The sequence below is a fragment of the Edaphobacter dinghuensis genome (assembly GCF_014640335.1).
Taxonomy (GTDB): domain Bacteria; phylum Acidobacteriota; class Terriglobia; order Terriglobales; family Acidobacteriaceae; genus Edaphobacter; species Edaphobacter dinghuensis.
This window is the reverse complement of record NZ_BMGT01000001.1, coordinates 524,317-540,008: the sequence shown is the minus strand read 5'-3', so window position 1 is coordinate 540,008 and position 15,692 is coordinate 524,317. Positions and strand designations below refer to the sequence as shown.

Here is a 15,692-nt window from a genome sequence, read left to right as displayed (position 1 = left end):
GGGTAACGATGCATATCAGTCCAGTCCTGTGGCAATTTTTGGTGAAATGGCTCAACGCTTCCGCGCTCTTTCCGCGCGAGGCGTCGACGATCGCCCCCTACGCCGACGCGCTCTACTTCTTCCTGCTGTTGATCACGGTCGTCGGCCTTACGGTCGTCGGCACGCTGGTCTTCGGCTTTGCCATTCGCTATCGCAAGGAAAAGCACCCGGTTGCGACCCAGGTGGAAGGTTCCACGTTGCTTGAAGCGACGTGGACGATCATTCCGCTGGCGCTGTTCTTGATCTGCTTTGTCTGGGGCGCGCTGCTTTACTTCCGTATCTACAATCCGCCGACTAACGCGATGAACATCTACGTCGTCGGCAAGCAGTGGATGTGGAAGGCCGAGCACCAGGGCGGCCAGCATGAGATCAATGCGCTGCATGTGCCCATCGGGCGGCCTGTCCAGTTGACGATGATTTCGCAGGACGTCTTCCATAGCTTCTCCGTCCCTGACTTTCGCATCAAGCGCGAGGTTATCCCCGGCCGCTACTCGACAGTATGGTTCCAGGCGACCACGCCGGGAACGTATCACCTCTTCTGCACGCAGTATTGCGGCACGAACCACTCGCAGATGATCGGTGAGGTCACGGCGATGACACCCGACGACTTCCAGAAGTGGCTACAGGCCTCGACCAGCGGTATGTCGCTGGCGCAGAACGGCGAGCGCCTCTTTGCCAGCATGGGTTGCAACGCCTGCCACAACGGTACTGCCTCAGCGCGCGGCCCAAATCTCTCCGGTGTCTACGGGTCGAAGCTGCAGTTGACCAATGGCTCCGAGGTTCTGGTCAACGACGCGTACCTGCGTGACGCCATCCTCAATCCGTCCGAGCACATTACTGCTGGATACTCGCCGATCATGCCGACGTATCAGGGCCAAGTCAGCGAGGACGGCTTGATCGATCTCGTCGAGTACATCAAGGGATTACAGAGCAATTACAGAATTCAGCAGACCCTGGTCACATCGCAAGCCGACCAGACGGCGCCGACAACGCCAACGGGGGTGAAACCATGAGTGCAACTAGTTCGACAATTGTTAACCTACCCGATCAGAAGACGGCAACCCTGCCCAAGCGGAGCTACCTCAATAATGAGGACGGTCTGCTGAGCTGGCTGCTCACCGGCGACCACAAGCGCATCGCGATTCTGTATCTGATCTCGATCACGTTCTTCTTCTTCATCGGCGGCGCCTTTGCCGGCCTCATCCGGTTGGAACTGCTGACACCCCAGCCCGACCTTGTCGCTTCGGACACGTACAACAAGTTCTTCTCGATGCACGGCATTATCATGGTCTTCCTCTTCCTGGTGCCTTCGGTGCCGGCGACGCTGGGGAACTTCCTGATGCCGATCATGATCGGGGCCAAGGACCTCGCGTTTCCCAAGGTCAACCTGCTGAGCTGGTATCTCTACTGGGTTGGCGGTCTCTTCACTCTCGCGGCCCTCGTGCTTGGCGGCGTCGATACCGGCTGGACCTTCACCACACCGCTCTCGACTCACTATCTCAACACTCACGTTGTGACTGCGGCGGTCGGAATCTTCATTATCGGGTTCTCGTCGATCTTCACCGGCCTTAACTTTATCGTCACCATCCATCGCATGCGCGCACCGGGCATGACGTGGTTCCGTCTGCCGCTCTTTGTCTGGTCGAACTACGCTGCTTCGATCTTGATGGTGCTGGGCACGCCGGTCCTGGCAATCACCTTGGTTCTGGTTGCGCTCGAGCGCACCATCGGCATCGGCGTCTTCGATCCCACCAAAGGCGGCGACCCGCTGCTGTTCCAGCATCTCTTCTGGTTCTACTCGCACCCTGCCGTGTACATCATGATTCTTCCTGGCATGGGCGTCATCTCCGAGGTCATCAGTACCTTTAGCCGTAAGCGTGTCTTTGGATACACGGCGGTCGCATTCTCTTCGGTGGCCATCGCGCTGTTCGGCTTCTTCGTCTGGGCACACCACATGTTCATCATGGGCGTGTCCAACTACTCGGCACTGGTCTTCTCGCTGCTGACCATGCTGGTGGCTGTGCCCTCCGCCATCAAGATCTTCAACTGGGCGTTCACGCTGCAAAAGGGCTCGATCACCTTCGAGACGCCGATGCTCTACGCCTTCGGCTTCATGGGGCTGTTCACCATCGGCGGCATGACCGGCGTCTTCCTCGGCGCGCTCGGCATGGATATTCACCTGACTGAGACGTACTTCATCGTGGCGCACTTCCACTTTGTCATGGTCGGCGGAATGCTCATGGCCTTCCTCTCCGGCGTCCACTTCTGGTGGCCGAAGATGACGGGCCGCATGTATCCAGAGTCGCTCTCGAAGCTTGCTGCAGTGACGACCTTCATCGGCTTCAACCTCACCTTCCTTCCGCAGTTCATCCTTGGCTATCTCGGAATGCCGCGCCGCTACCACGCGTATCCGCCTGAGTTCCAGGTGCTCAACGTGCTGTCGACCGCGGGCGCTACGGTGCTGGGCGTAGGCTATATGCTTCCGCTGCTGTACCTGGGCTGGTCGCTGAAGTACGGCGCTATCGCCGGCAACAATCCATGGCAGGCAACTGGCCTTGAATGGCAGATTCAATCGCCGCCGCTGACTGAAAACTTTATCGAAGTTCCTATCGTCGATCATGAGGCCTATGACTACGAGTGGCTCGCCCACAAGACGGAACAAGAGGTGACGACCGTTGGATAATGTGATCGTAGCTACGCATCCCCACACGCATGAGACGGCCCAGCCGGAGGGGCACGCGCACGTCGCCCTGCCCCAGCACCGCCATCACTTCGAGACGCAGGAGCAGCAGCGCGAGGCCGGTACCTTCGGCATGTGGCTCTTCCTGCTGACCGAAATCATGTTCTTCGGCGGCCTGTTCTTTTCGTACCTGCTCTATCGCAACTGGTACTACGATGCCTTCGTCGTAGCGTCGAACCAGCTCAGCGTGCCGCTCGGGGGAACCAATACCGCGGTGCTGATCACCTCCGGTTTCTTCATGGCGCTTGCCGTGTGGGCCGCCGAGGTCAAGAAGAAAGGGCTGCTGGTTCTCACCCTCATTCTCACAATGCTCTTCGGGTGCATCTTCATCGGCATCAAGTACGACGAGTATCACGAGAAGTGGGAGAAGCACCACATTCCCGGTGACCACTTCGACGTCTCCGAGTTCGTCAATCCTCACGCTTACGGACTCAAAGAAGAGCCGCTTCCGCCGGATCAGGCACAGCACACCCAAATCTTCTTCTCGCTTTATTTCGCTATGACCGGTTTGCACGCGCTGCATATGCTTATCGGTCTTGGCATTCTGGTCTGGCTCACTGTACGAGCGCAACGAGGTGACTTTACGGCGGGGTATGTCGCGCCGATAGAAAACTTCGCGTTATATTGGCACTTCGTCGATATTGTGTGGCTGTTTTTATTCCCGCTGCTCTACCTCATTAATCGACATCCCGTCTAATCGCGCCGCGCAGCCATCCATAACCTGACTGGCAGGAGATAAGAATGACCGACGAGCACTATCACGATCCATCGAACGTAGTTAACCCTGAGCATGCCGAACATCACATCGTTACGCCTGTGACGTACTCGATCGTGTTTGTCACGCTGCTGATCTTCACCGGTCTCACCGTTGTGGCGGCCTATGTCGACATGGGTATCCTCAATCCGGTGGTAGCGCTGGCCATCGCCAGCATCAAGGCGGTCATCGTCATCCTGTTCTTCATGCACGTCAAGTATCAATCGAAGCTCATCAAGATGACAGTTGCAGCCGGATTCTTCACCTTCGCGGCGCTGATCACCATGACGCTCAGCGACTACATCAGCCGTGCTTGGGGCCTCTGGTAAGCGGCTCTGTTTTGACAGAATGCGGCCTGCGGGCCGCATTTTTTGTTGCCATCAAATCATCTGGAATTGCTCGAATTGTTTGGAGAGACAGCGGTTAAACTTTTTCCATGGCCTCCCGTCCCGCTGCGTCTGCCGACCAGCTTCAAGCTCTCTCTAGCAATCCTCGCGTCACCGTAAGGCGTGCGGGTGCGGCAGATCCTGACGGCAAGTGCGTCGTTTACTGGATGCAGCGTGCGCAGCGCGGCACTGACAATCACGCGGTCGATATCGCTGTACAAGTCGCAAATTTGCTGGGCCTGCCACTGGTGGTCTATTTTGCGGCTATCTCTAACTTTCCTCATGCCAACCTGCGCCACTACGCTTTTCTCAATCAAGGCCTGCCAGATATCGAAGAAGACCTGGCTGCGCGCAACATCGCTTTCGTCATGCGCCGTGCGCCGCACGAATCGCACGAGCAGTTTCTGGCCGATGTCCGCGCATCGCTCTTGATCGGTGACGAAAACCCGATGCGCGAGCCGGAGCGCTGGCGCAGATATCTGGCCTCGCGTCTCAAGATCCCCTTCTGGACGGTCGATGCCGATGTCATCGTCCCTTCGAAGCTCATTGAACGAGCGCAGTATGGTGCCTATACGATTCGCCCGCGCCTCAACCGTTTGCTGCCTGACTTCCTCGAACCTTACGCGAACACGCATGCGCGGCATCCTTGGAAGCGTCCCCGCAGCTTTTGCGCGGATCCGGTTAATGAGGACATCACTCGCGGATGGAAGACCTTCGATCGCACCGTTCTGCCTGTCGAGGCGTGGCAAGGTGGAACGCATGCCGCGCTCAAGCGTCTCAGGCTCTTCACCACGCGCATGCTCGAGAGCTACGAGACCGAGCGCAATCATCCCGAGACCGATGGCACCTCGTGCCTCTCGCCCTATCTCCATTTTGGTCACATTGGCTCGCTGACCATCGCACTTGCGGTCAACGCTGAGGTAAAAAAACACCCGCACTTGAAGCAGGCCCGCGACAGCTTCTTCAACGAGCTGATCACCTGGCGCGAGCTGGCCATCAACTTCGTTCGTTATACGCCGAACTACGACTCGCCCGACTGCGCCGAGCCGTGGGCGAAGACGACCATCGCCGAGCACGCCCGTGATGAGCGCGAGTATCTCTATACGCTTGCGCAGCTTGAAGGTGCGGAGACCCACGACGATCTCTGGAACGCCGCGCAACTCCAGATGCTGCATCACGGATGGATGCACAACCATATGCGCATGTACTGGGCGAAGAAGATTCTGGAGTGGAGCCCAAGCATTGCCACCGCGATGAAACGTGCCATTCATCTCAATGACAAATACTTCCTCGATGGCCGCGACCCCAACGGCTATGCCGGAGTCGCCTGGGTCATCCTTGGCAAGTTCGACCGTGCCTGGAACGAACGACCCATCTTCGGCAAGATCCGTTACATGTCGGGTGCATCGACCGGTAGAAAGTTCAACTCAAAAGAATACATTCGGCAGAACTACAACTATCAGGAGATTGCCCCCGAGCTTCGGCTGCGATAGATTGCCTGCATCGTCACATTGCAGACAGGGAACCGCGCCGAGCCGTACATGAGATCTCTCTTATCCCGTTGCGGAACAATTAGAGATTCTTCATCTTCTCAAGCGTTGACTTGCGTCTCATCCGCCTGCAGCATCGAAGATAGCCACCTGCACCTCCCCGAAGCAACGCTATGGGCCTGAGCGCAAATCCTCATTCCGCCTGGCGGAGCAGCACTCTCTCTGCTCGCACTCGCTGGCTGCTGTTGTTTGCCGCAGTTATGTTCTTCGGCACAGGTGCAGACGCGCAGCTCATGCTGTCACCGGCAAAGTCCAATGGCGGTACGGTCGTCGCGCCTGCGCTGCGCGCCCATAACTTCCTCAACGGACGCACACTCGCGCAGCGTGTCGCCGCAGGCCGCGCGATGGCTTCTGCTCGAAGACAGCAGGCCGCAATGCTCGCGGCACAGCAGGCGTCCGCGCAGATATCAGCGCACATCTCTCCGCAACTCTCGGGCTTGAACGCTGTGTGGCAGCCGCTCGGGCCCAATCAGGTTGCAAGTATCGCATACGGCAACGTCACCGGGCGCGTCACAGCCATCGCTATCGACCCGGACGATCCATCGGGCAATACGGTCTACCTGGGCACTACAGGCGGCGGTGTCTGGAAGTCGACCAACGCCGCAGGCCCTGCCGCCGCTGTTACCTTCGCTCCGTTGACCGATACTCTTCCCGTCTTCAGCGCCAACGCCGGAAGCTCGGTGATCCCATCGCTCAGCATTGGCGCAGTCAGTGTTCAGCAGGGCATCGTACTCGCTGGAACCGGCGACCCCAACGATGCGACCGATTCCTTTTACGGCAGCGGCCTGCTTCGCTCGAATGACGGCGGCTCTACCTGGACGCTGATTCAGGACTCGCAGGACCAGGCTGCGGGACGCCATTCCTTCATCGGGCTCGGTTTTGCGGGCTTTGCCTGGAGCACGGCTTCTCCCGGCACGGTGGTCGCGGCCGTATCGCAGGCGGCCGAAGGCACGCTGGTCAACGCTGCGGACACGACCAACAGCGTCATGGGCCTTTACTACTCCACCGACGCTGGGATGACGTGGCAGATGTCGACTCTGATGGACGGCAGCCAGATCGTGCAGCGACCTTTGTCTAACTCCGGGCAGGGAGGCAACGCCGCAACGTCTGTGGTGTGGAACCCTATCCGCCAGCGCTTCTACGCCGCGATTCGCTATCACGGCTACTACGAGTCTGCGGACGGAGCTACGTGGACGCGGCTGGCACAACAACCCGGCAGTGGCCTGACGACTACGGCCTGCCCAACTAATACCGACAGCACCGGCAACCCATCGTGCCCGATCTTTCGCGGGGTGCTCGCGGTGCAGCCCGGTACGGGCGATACCTTTGCCCTGACTGTCGACGCCAACAATCTCGATCAGGGGTTGTGGCAGGACGTCTGCGGCCTCTCCGGCACAAGCTGCACCAGCAACACCATCGCCTTCGGGACACGGCTGTCCTCCACGCCGCTCGAGACTGTCACCGGCAGCACGGCGATTCCGCAGGCCGACTATAATCTCTCTCTGGCGGCAGTGTCCTCAGGCTCCGACACGCTGCTCTACGTCGGGACTATCGACCTCTACCGCTGTTCGCTCGCCGCAGGCTGCAACTTGCGCAACACGACCAACGCGCTCAACGGATGTGCGGCACCCGCCATGGTCGCGCCCGCGCAACACGCCATTGCGCCGCTTGCCGGATCGTCGCTGCTCTACCTGGGCAACGACGGTGGCCTGTGGCGCTCGCCCGACGGCGTCAACCAGCAGGCCACTCCGTGTTCCCCCGACGACGCAACGCACTTTCAGAATCTTAACGGCGGCCTCGGCTCGCTGGCCGAGGTCACCAGCTTCGCCGAGCATCCTACCGATCCGAACACGTTGCTCGTCGGGCTGGGAGCAAACGGCAGTGCGGGCACATCGTTGGTTGTTGCACCCTGGCCGCAGCTGGCTACCGGCGAAGGGGGCACTGTCGCCATCGACCAGGCCGATCCGCAGCTCTGGTATGTCTCGAACGGTGCGGGCGTCAGCATTCACGAGTGTGGGGCCGGGGCGGCTTGCACCGTTGCGGACTTTGCCGGAGTGCCCACCATCGGAGCAGAGCAGACCTCATCTGACTCCTCGCTGATCAACGCGCCATGGCTGCTCGACCCCGCACTCCACGCTAACCTTATCGTCGGCACCTGCCGTGTCTGGCGCGGTCCGGCGGCCAGCGGATCAGCGTGGTCTACGGCCAACGCCATCAGCTCACTGCTGAGTGGGCCGCAAGGCTCCTCCTGCGGCAGTGCCAATCCGGTGCTTCGCTCGCTGGCTGCCGCAGCCTCGGCTGACAGCGCGACGGCAGCACAGAATGCAGGCTCGCCGGTGCTCTACGCGGGCATGGCAGGCAAACTCGACGGCGGCGGCACTGTCGGCGGGCACCTCTTCTCTACCGTTACTGCCGACACCGATAGCAGCACCAGCGTGTGGAGCGATCTCACACACTCGCCTGTCATCAATGACACGGCCTCGTTCAACTCCGGCGGCTTCGACATCTCCTCGCTCGCCGCTGATCCCCACGATCCCACGGGCAATACGCTCTACGCCACGGTGATGGGCTTTGCGGGCAACGGAGTCGACGCGGCGCACCTCTATCGCACTGTGGACGCAGGGGCCCACTGGGCAAACATCAGCAACAATCTCCCCAACGCTCCAGCCAACAGCGTGCTGGTCGATCCCAACGACGCGAACACCGTGTATGTTGCCCTTGATACCGGGGTCTACGTCACCACGCAGGCTGCAAGCTGTGCCAATGTCAGCAGCAACTGTTGGAGCATCTACGGCACCAGCCTGCCCAATGCTCCTGTCATTCAGCTTGCCGCTGCTGCGGGCCTGCCTACGGGAGACGGCCGTATCGGCGAGCTCCGGGCCGCCACCTACGGCCGCGGCCTATGGCAGATTCCTCTGCTCACCGCGCTCAATCCCGCGCAGCCTTCCATTACGCTCGATCCCGCCAGTCTTACTTATAGTGCTCAGGCAGTGGCCACGGCCAGCGCCGCGCAAACCGTAACGGTTACAAATTCGGGTAGCGCTCCGCTCACGATCAGCAGCATCCTTGTCACCGGCGACTTCGCGGAGACCGACAACTGCACTGCCGCACCAATCGCCGTCGGTCTTACCTGCACTGTGCAGGTTCGCTTTCTTCCGAGCGCGACGGGCGACCGCACTGGTCTGCTCACCGTCTATGGCAATGTCTCCGGCGGACAGGCCACAGCGACGCTCAGCGGCACGGCCACCGCTGCCGCGACCGTTGTCCTCGATCCCATCTCGCTGGTCTTCGGCGCTACCAACATCAACGCTACCAGTCCTGCCCAGAACATCACCGTCTCCAACAAGGGCGGCACCATCATGACGCTGCAAACGCCTACGGTCAGCGGCAGCGGCTTCAGCATCTCGTCCAACACCTGTGGTGCCACGCTCAAATCCGACACCGGCTGTACCGTAGCCATCACCTTTACGCCCACATCCTCGGGCGTCAGCACCGGTACCTTTGCCATTACCGACGATGCTGGTACGCAGGTTGCGTCGCTGGCTGGCACGGGCACGACTGCTGCCACCGATACTCTTTCGACCACAGCGCTCGCCTTTGCAGCACAGGAGCTTACGACCGCCAGCACACCGCAGCAGATCACGCTGACCAACAACGGCGATGTGGCCCTCACGCTGATCTCCGCCCAGACGACAAGCACTGACTTCACTGTCACCAACGCCTGTGGAGCCTCCCTGAACGCGCACTCCACCTGTGCCATCGATGTGGTCTTCCAGCCGCAGAGCCTCGGCCACATCGCGGCGCAGCTCGCCATCGCTGACCAGTACCGCACCCAGACCGTTGCCGTCAGCGGCACCGGCATCGCACCGCCCGGCGTCTCGCTCTCGCCGCTCTACAATCTCGACTTCGCTGCCACCGGCGTCGGCCAGAGTTCTACTCCGCAGACAGTTACGCTTACCAACAACGGCGGTGTTCCGCTGAGCCTGACCAGCACCGTGCTTACCGGAGACTTCAGCATTCTGCCCGGCAGCGATACCTGCGGTGTCACGCTTGCACCGGCCAACGCCTGTACGCTGCAAGTCCTCTTCGCACCCACGGTCGGCGGTACGCGCACCGGCACGCTTACCATCACTGACAGCGCACCCAACTCGCCGCAGGTGCTGCATCTTGGCGGTACCGGTGTTGATTTCGCCCTCAACCCTGATGGCAACACCACGGTTACGGTCTCCAGCGGAGAGAACGCCGTCTTCCCGCTGCTCTTTACCTCTGCGACTTCGCTTCCTGCGACCTTTATCTGTAGCGGAGCGCCGCTCAATGCAGTCTGCAACGTCACGCCGTCGAGCGTCACAGGCGGCGCAACTACTACCGTATCGGTCACTGTCCTTACCGGCACTACGACCGCATCGCTTTTAGCTCCGACGCGCTTTGGATCACCCTCAATGGTGTGGCTGGCTGCACTTCTGCCGCTCGGCCTTCTTAGCCTGCGCAGAAGCCGCCTTCGTCTGCTTCTGCTCTGCTGTCTGCTGCTGCCTATCGGTTGCGGAGCCGGGCGGCAACTTCCCTCATCGGGCTCAACTGGAACCCCTCCTGGACAGAGCTTGGTTACACCGGCCGGAACCTATCCCATCGTCGTTACCGCCAGCAGTGCTGGTCTCAGCCGAACGATTACGTTGACGCTCATCGTTAAGTAGAGCGGTTCCAGAAAAATGTTTCATCAGTGCTCGAAAATAATTTATCTTCATTGCTCGGAAACTTCTGTACGATTCAAAGCGTAGACACGACAGATCACTTCAGAGGCCGATAACAATATGCTTCGCACGAATCTCTCCAGCGCATTGATCGCCGCATCGCTCGTCTTCTCCTCTGTTAGCCTGTTGGCGCAGGCTTCTCCGGCCAACCAGATGCATCACGAGATGCCGAAGCCCACCAACCTGAAGGTGCTGCCGAAAAATATCTCAGGCGATGATCTGATGGCGACCATGCATGGGTTCACCGGCAGTCTTGGCGTTCACTGCACCTTCTGCCACGAAGAGGACAGCAAGACTCATCACCCCAACTTCGCCTCTGACGCCAAGCCCGAGAAGGCGACCGCACGCATCATGATGCGCATGACCCAGAACATCAACGGCAGATATCTGGCTTCGCTTCCTGACCACGGCGACATGCACAAGGTCACCTGTGGCACCTGCCATCGCGGTAACTCTACTCCGAAGGATTTCGTTGCTCCACCTGAGAAGCACGGACCTCCTCCACCGCCGCCCGCAAAGTAGCCGCGGCGGAACTACTCTTCTTCTTTCGACTGAAGCTGCTCCAGGTTCGCTGGGAGCAGCTTCAGTGCAAATTTTTTATCGCAAGCCTAAACTGCCTGCCCCGCGCTTACTCCCGAAGCCCACGCCCACTGGAAGTTGTATCCTCCCAGCCAGCCGGTTACGTCGACTACCTCGCCGATGAAGTAAAGCCCTGGCACTTTTCTGCTCTCCATCGTTTTGGCGTCCAGCTCGGCTGTATCCACGCCGCCCGCCGTTACCTCGGCCTTGGCATAGCCCTCAGTTCCCGCTGGCGATACATGCCACTCGTGAACCTCGCGCTCCAGTGTTGCCAGGGAAGCGTTGGTCCAGTCCTTAGGCTCGTGAAGCACTACCCATCGCTCCGCCAGTCGTCCCGGCAGTACCGCACGGAGAGCATTCACCGCTGCTGAGGCGTCCCTGCGAGCATTTTTCGCCAGCATTGGAGCGAAGACAGCAACATTGGGCGCCAAATCGATCTCGATCTTCTCTCCGGCGCGCCAGTAGGACGACACTTGCAGGATCGCCGGTCCGCTCAGGCCGCGATGCGTCACCAGCATCTTCTCCCTGAAGCTGCCACGCCTGCGCTTCGTTCCTGCCACGGCTACGACCTCGGCCGACAGCCCGGTCAGATCGCACCACGCGGAGGCATCCTCTCCGCTCATCACTAGAGGAACCAGCGCCGGACGGCACTCTGCTACTCGCAGCCCAAACTGCTCCGCCAGACTGTATCCGAATCCTGTGGCTCCCATCTTCGGGATGGACAGGCCGCCCGTAGCGACCACGACCGACTTCGCCCGAAATGTTCCCGCCGAAGTCTCCACCACGAACTTTGCATCATGCTTTACCGAGAGCACCTTTGTTCCCGTCACCACGCGAACCCCCGCCGCCATGCACTCGCGCTCCAACATGGTCACCACGTCCATCGCCGACCGGTCGCAGAACAACTGCCCCAGCGTCTTCTCGTGATAGCGAATCCCATGTTTTTCGACCAGAGCGATGATGTCCGCAGGCGTAAACCGCGCCAGCGCCGATTTGGCAAAGTGAGGGTTCTCCGAGAGAAAGTTCTCTGCTCGGCAATGGATGTTGGTGAAGTTGCACCGCCCGCCGCCCGAGATCAGGATCTTCTTTCCCACGCGCTCGGCGTGGTCCAGCAGCACGACGTGCCGTCCGCGCCATCCGGCCTCCACGGCGCACATCAGCCCCGCCGCTCCGCCACCCAGCACTACTACATCGATCTCTTGCGCCTGAACACCCATGGTTAATCCAGTTTCGCATTCACCGTGTCGTAGTGCGACCATAGAAGAATGCCGAAGCTTCCCGCAGAACCCCGTGCCGTCAAAATCGCAGCACCGCAGCAACACGGCCCGGCAGCTACGATCACCCGCCGCGCGGCAGACCGTCTCCGTGCAGGCCATCTCTGGGTCTATCGCTCCGACATTGAATCGCTCATCCCGCCACTGGGAGCCACAGACATCGCTGGTGGCGCGCTGGTCACTGTTACGGATAGCCGTGGCATTCCGCTGGGCACAGCCCTCTACAGCTCTGCTTCGCAGATCGCCTTGCGCGTGGTCTCATCCGAGACGGCGTTGACTCGAGAGGCATATCTTGTGCAGCTAGGCGAGCGAGTCAATGCGGCGCTTACTCTTCGCGAGCAACTTGCCCCGGATTCTGCGCAGAACAACGCCAGCCGTCTTATCTTTTCCGAGGCCGACGACCTCCCCGGCATCATCGCCGACCGTTACAACGATATCGTTATCCTCCAGTTATTGACGCAGGGCACAGCGCAAGACGACGTTCGCCACATTCTTACCGAGACGCTGCGCGAGCGTCTCCACCCTGCCACCATCATCGAGCGCCCTGACCCGAAGATTCGTGAACTGGAGCAATTGGCCGCACCTTCGTCGGCTCCGCTTTATACCAACGACCAATCTGATCCAACGCTGACGACCGTCTTCACCATCAACGGCCTGAAATTGAACTATGACGCGGCCTCCGGCCAGAAGACGGGAGCCTTCCTCGACCAGCGCCTCAACTATGCCGCTGCCGCTCGCTATGCTAAAGGCCACGCGCTCGATGTCTGCACCTATCAAGGGGGATTTGCGCTGCACATGGCGCAACACTGCGATCAGGTCACCGGTATCGACGCCAGCCGCGCAGCGCTTGAAGTGGCAGATCGCAACCTCGAACTCAACCCACAGCTCAAAGCTGAGGTCGAATGGATTGAGGCCGATGCCTTCGAGTTTCTGCGCGAGTATGAAGCTGCCGGGGAGAAGTTCGACACCATCGTCCTTGACCCGCCAGCCTTCGCGAAGTCGAAACGAGCTGCCGAAGGCGCTCTTCGCGGCTATAAAGAGCTGAACCTGCGCGCCATGAAGATGCTCAAGCCCGGTGGAACGCTGATCACCTGTTCCTGCTCGCACCACGTCTCGCCCGAGGAGTTCACCGCTGTCGTGGCGTCGGCTGTTTCGGACGCAGGTCGCCGCGTCCAGTTGCTGGAGGCTCGGGGTGCCGCGCCCGACCATCCCGCGATCCTGACTCTGCCGGAGACGACCTATCTGAAGTGCCTGACCTGCCGGGTCAACTGAGTGGGGGACTGAGTTTCCTCATTTTCCACAATCCACAGCCGGGATGTGGAAATGCGGCCCTTGCGATAGACCAGCAAGGGCCTTGGGGCTAAAAACCTACAGGATGTAGCGCGAGAGATCCTGGTCCTTCACAATCGAGGCCACCTGCTGGCGCACATACTCCGGATCGACCACGATGACCTTTTCCATGCCGCTGGCGGTCTGCCGCTCGATCACGGGCAGAGGAGGAGCAGTTGCCTTTTCGCCTTTTTCTTTGAGCGGCGCTGAAGCTCCGATTTCGGCGACAACGCCTTCTTCGGTTACCTCGGTGCGGGGACTCTTGAACAGGTCAGGCGCCTGGAAGCTGATCTCGTCCAGCACGCGCTCCAAAATCGTATGCAGGCGCCGGGCGCCGATGTTTTCCGTCGTCTCGTTCACACGGAATGAGAACTGAGCCATCTCGGCGATGGCCTCTCTGGTGAACTCGAGCTTTAGACCCTCGGTTTCGAGCAGTGCCGTAGCCTGCTTCACGAGCGAGGACTTCGGTTCGGTCAGGATGCGCACGAAGTCGTCTACCGTCAGCGACTGCAACTCCACGCGGATGGGAAAACGTCCTTGCAACTCGGGGATGAGGTCGCTGGGCTTGGAGACGTGGAAGGCTCCGGCTGCAATAAACAGGATGTGGTCGGTTGAAACCATGCCGTACTTGGTGTTGACGGTCGTTCCTTCGACGATGGGAAGGATGTCGCGCTGCACGCCCTCGCGGGAGACATCGGGCCCATGCCCACCTTCGCGTCCGGCGATTTTGTCGATCTCATCGAGAAAGACCATGCCGGAATCTTCAACCCGCTCTACTGCGAGCCGAGTCACCTGGTCCATATCGACGAGGCGGTTCTCCTCCTCCTGCACCAGGTACTCGAAGGCATCGGAGACCTTCATCTTTCGTTTCTTCGTCCGATTTCCAAACAACCCCGGCAGCATGTCCTTGAGGTTGATGTCCATCTCTTCCGTGCCCTGGTTGGTGAATACCTCGAAGCTGGGCTGGTTGCGGTCGCGGACATCGAGCTCCACCATGCGCTCGTCGAGCTTGCCCTCGCGGAACTGCTGGCGCAGCTTCTCTCGCGTCCGCTGCTCACGCTCGCCCGGCTTCTCGTCGTCATCGCTTGCCGGAGTCGCCGCGGGCAACTGAATCACATTGCTCCCGGCCTCGTGCGTGGCTGCCGCAGCGGTTGCAGCTACAGGTGTCGGCGGCAGCAGCAGATCGAGCAGACGGTCTTCGGCGGCAAGCTCCGCCTTGTCTTCCACCTCGTCCATCTTCTCTTCGCGCACCATGTCGATGGCGATCTCCACCAGATCGCGCACAATCGACTCGACATCGCGGCCCACGTAGCCGACCTCGGTAAACTTGCTGGCTTCGACTTTCAGGAACGGTGAGTTTGTCAGCTTGGCGAGGCGACGTGCAATCTCGGTCTTGCCTACGCCGGTCGGCCCGATCATGATGATGTTCTTGGGCATGATCTCGTCGGCAAGCTCGGGCGAGAGCTTCTGCCGCCGCATGCGGTTGCGCAGCGCAATGGCTACAGCCCGCTTGGCTGCATGTTGTCCGACGACATACTTATCCAACTCAGCAACGATCTCTCGCGGCGTCATCTCATCGAGCGCAAGCGCTTGATCTTCCGCAGTACCCGGTAAAAAAATTGCCATAAACGTCCTTATTCCGCCTTCAACTCTTCAATCGTCATCTGGTCATTTGTGTAGATACAGATCTGACCGGCAATCTTTAGACTCTTCACGGCAATCTCTCGCGCAGAAAGGTCCGTATTTTCCATCAGCGCCCGCGCGCTGGCCAGGGCGTAGCTTCCGCCGCTGCCGATGGTGGCGATGCCCTCATCAGGATCAATTACGTCACCAGTACCGCTCAGCAGAAAGGTATGCTTGGGGTCGGCCACGATCAGCAGGGCTTCAAGTTGGCGCAGCATCTTGTCGGTGCGCCAGTCTTTGGCCAGCTCGACCGCAGCGCGGCCAAGATTGCCTGCGTACTGCTCCAGCTTGGTCTCGAAGCGGGCAAACAGCGAGAAGGCGTCCGCCGTCGATCCGGCGAATCCGGCCAGCACCTTGTCCTGATAGAGTCGGCGAATCTTCTTCGCCGTGCCCTTCATTACCGTAGCGCCGAGCGAAACCTGCCCATCGGCAGCCATGACAACCGAGTCGCCGCGGCGCACGCAGATCACGGTGGTCGAGCGAATACGCCGTCCGTCGCCCAGATCGAGCGGGTGGGCGAGCGGAGCAGAGGCAGCTTTCAGGCGGGTTTTCTGGCGAATTGGGGACGAGGAAAGAGGCTTCATGGGCACTCCTCAGTATATCGCCCGCT

11 protein-coding genes are annotated in these 15,692 nt (G+C 60.1%); 8 read left to right on the top strand and 3 right to left on the bottom strand.

Annotated elements, in window-relative coordinates; genetic code table 11:
• Nucleotides 1–8: 8 nt before the first annotated feature.
• From coxB to IEW09_RS02065, 7 genes are all read left to right on the top strand, one after another.
• Nucleotides 9–1,052 carry a cytochrome c oxidase subunit II gene (gene coxB / locus IEW09_RS02095; RefSeq protein ID WP_188552491.1) on the top strand — a complete coding sequence of 348 codons (1,044 nt, stop codon included), beginning with the start codon at nucleotides 9–11 and terminating at the stop codon, nucleotides 1,050–1,052.
• Nucleotides 1,049–2,722, top strand: a complete 1,674-nt coding sequence (locus IEW09_RS02090) for a cytochrome c oxidase subunit I (RefSeq protein ID WP_188552490.1) — start codon at nucleotides 1,049–1,051, stop codon at nucleotides 2,720–2,722. The genes coxB and IEW09_RS02090 overlap by 4 nt, the downstream gene beginning before the upstream one ends.
• Before the next feature lies 1 nt (nucleotide 2,723).
• The gene (locus IEW09_RS02085; RefSeq protein WP_229739114.1) at nucleotides 2,724–3,476 is read left to right on the top strand and encodes a cytochrome c oxidase subunit 3 family protein; all 753 of its coding nucleotides are present in this window, start codon (nucleotides 2,724–2,726) and stop codon (nucleotides 3,474–3,476) included.
• 44 nt (nucleotides 3,477–3,520) lie between these two features.
• The gene (locus IEW09_RS02080; RefSeq protein ID WP_188552489.1) at nucleotides 3,521–3,862 is read left to right on the top strand and encodes a cytochrome C oxidase subunit IV family protein; all 342 of its coding nucleotides are present in this window, start codon (nucleotides 3,521–3,523) and stop codon (nucleotides 3,860–3,862) included.
• Between the two features lie 107 nt (nucleotides 3,863–3,969).
• Entirely contained in the window at nucleotides 3,970–5,412 is a 1,443-nt protein-coding gene (locus tag IEW09_RS02075) for a deoxyribodipyrimidine photo-lyase (RefSeq protein WP_188552488.1), read from the top strand.
• A gap of 170 nt (nucleotides 5,413–5,582) precedes the next feature.
• Entirely contained in the window at nucleotides 5,583–10,160 is a 4,578-nt protein-coding gene (locus tag IEW09_RS02070) for a choice-of-anchor D domain-containing protein (RefSeq protein WP_229739022.1), read from the top strand.
• Between the two features lie 117 nt (nucleotides 10,161–10,277).
• Entirely contained in the window at nucleotides 10,278–10,739 is a 462-nt protein-coding gene (locus IEW09_RS02065; protein ID WP_188552487.1) for a c-type cytochrome, read from the top strand.
• Between the two features lie 86 nt (nucleotides 10,740–10,825).
• On the opposite strand, the gene IEW09_RS02060 is transcribed toward IEW09_RS02065, so the two are convergent.
• Nucleotides 10,826–12,013: a BaiN/RdsA family NAD(P)/FAD-dependent oxidoreductase gene (locus tag IEW09_RS02060; RefSeq protein WP_188552486.1), complete on the bottom strand. Its 1,188-nt coding sequence runs from the start codon at nucleotides 12,011–12,013 to the stop codon at nucleotides 10,826–10,828.
• Between the two features lie 48 nt (nucleotides 12,014–12,061).
• Here IEW09_RS02060 and IEW09_RS02055 point away from each other — a divergent pair, with 48 nt between their 5' ends.
• A complete protein-coding gene (locus IEW09_RS02055) occupies nucleotides 12,062–13,342 on the top strand; it encodes a class I SAM-dependent rRNA methyltransferase (protein WP_188552485.1) in 1,281 nt (426 codons plus the stop codon).
• Nucleotides 13,343–13,438: 96 nt separating this feature from the next.
• Here IEW09_RS02055 and hslU read toward each other — a convergent pair whose 3' ends face one another.
• Together hslU and hslV are read right to left on the bottom strand one after the other, a co-directional pair.
• Entirely contained in the window at nucleotides 13,439–15,025 is a 1,587-nt protein-coding gene (gene hslU, locus IEW09_RS02050; RefSeq protein ID WP_188552484.1) for an ATP-dependent protease ATPase subunit HslU, read from the bottom strand.
• 8 nt (nucleotides 15,026–15,033) lie between these two features.
• Nucleotides 15,034–15,666: an ATP-dependent protease subunit HslV gene (gene hslV, locus IEW09_RS02045; RefSeq protein WP_308420521.1), complete on the bottom strand. Its 633-nt coding sequence runs from the start codon at nucleotides 15,664–15,666 to the stop codon at nucleotides 15,034–15,036.
• Between the last annotated feature and the right edge of the window lie 26 nt (nucleotides 15,667–15,692).

What these genes read in the sequence shown, in the direction of transcription:
- coxB (WP_188552491.1), top strand. Translation starts at nt 9, where the DNA reads ATGCATATCAGTCCAGTCCTGTGGCAATTTTTGGTGAAATGGCTCAAC.
- IEW09_RS02090 (WP_188552490.1), top strand. Translation starts at nt 1,049, where the DNA reads ATGAGTGCAACTAGTTCGACAATTGTTAACCTACCCGATCAGAAGACG.
- IEW09_RS02080 (WP_188552489.1), top strand. Translation starts at nt 3,521, where the DNA reads ATGACCGACGAGCACTATCACGATCCATCGAACGTAGTTAACCCTGAG.
- IEW09_RS02075 (WP_188552488.1), top strand. Translation starts at nt 3,970, where the DNA reads ATGGCCTCCCGTCCCGCTGCGTCTGCCGACCAGCTTCAAGCTCTCTCT.
- IEW09_RS02070 (WP_229739022.1), top strand. Translation starts at nt 5,583, where the DNA reads ATGGGCCTGAGCGCAAATCCTCATTCCGCCTGGCGGAGCAGCACTCTC.
- IEW09_RS02065 (WP_188552487.1), top strand. Translation starts at nt 10,278, where the DNA reads ATGCTTCGCACGAATCTCTCCAGCGCATTGATCGCCGCATCGCTCGTC.
- IEW09_RS02060 (WP_188552486.1), bottom strand. Translation starts at nt 12,013, where the DNA reads ATGGGTGTTCAGGCGCAAGAGATCGATGTAGTAGTGCTGGGTGGCGGA.
- IEW09_RS02055 (WP_188552485.1), top strand. Translation starts at nt 12,062, where the DNA reads ATGCCGAAGCTTCCCGCAGAACCCCGTGCCGTCAAAATCGCAGCACCG.
- hslU (WP_188552484.1), bottom strand. Translation starts at nt 15,025, where the DNA reads ATGGCAATTTTTTTACCGGGTACTGCGGAAGATCAAGCGCTTGCGCTC.
- hslV (WP_308420521.1), bottom strand. Translation starts at nt 15,666, where the DNA reads ATGAAGCCTCTTTCCTCGTCCCCAATTCGCCAGAAAACCCGCCTGAAA.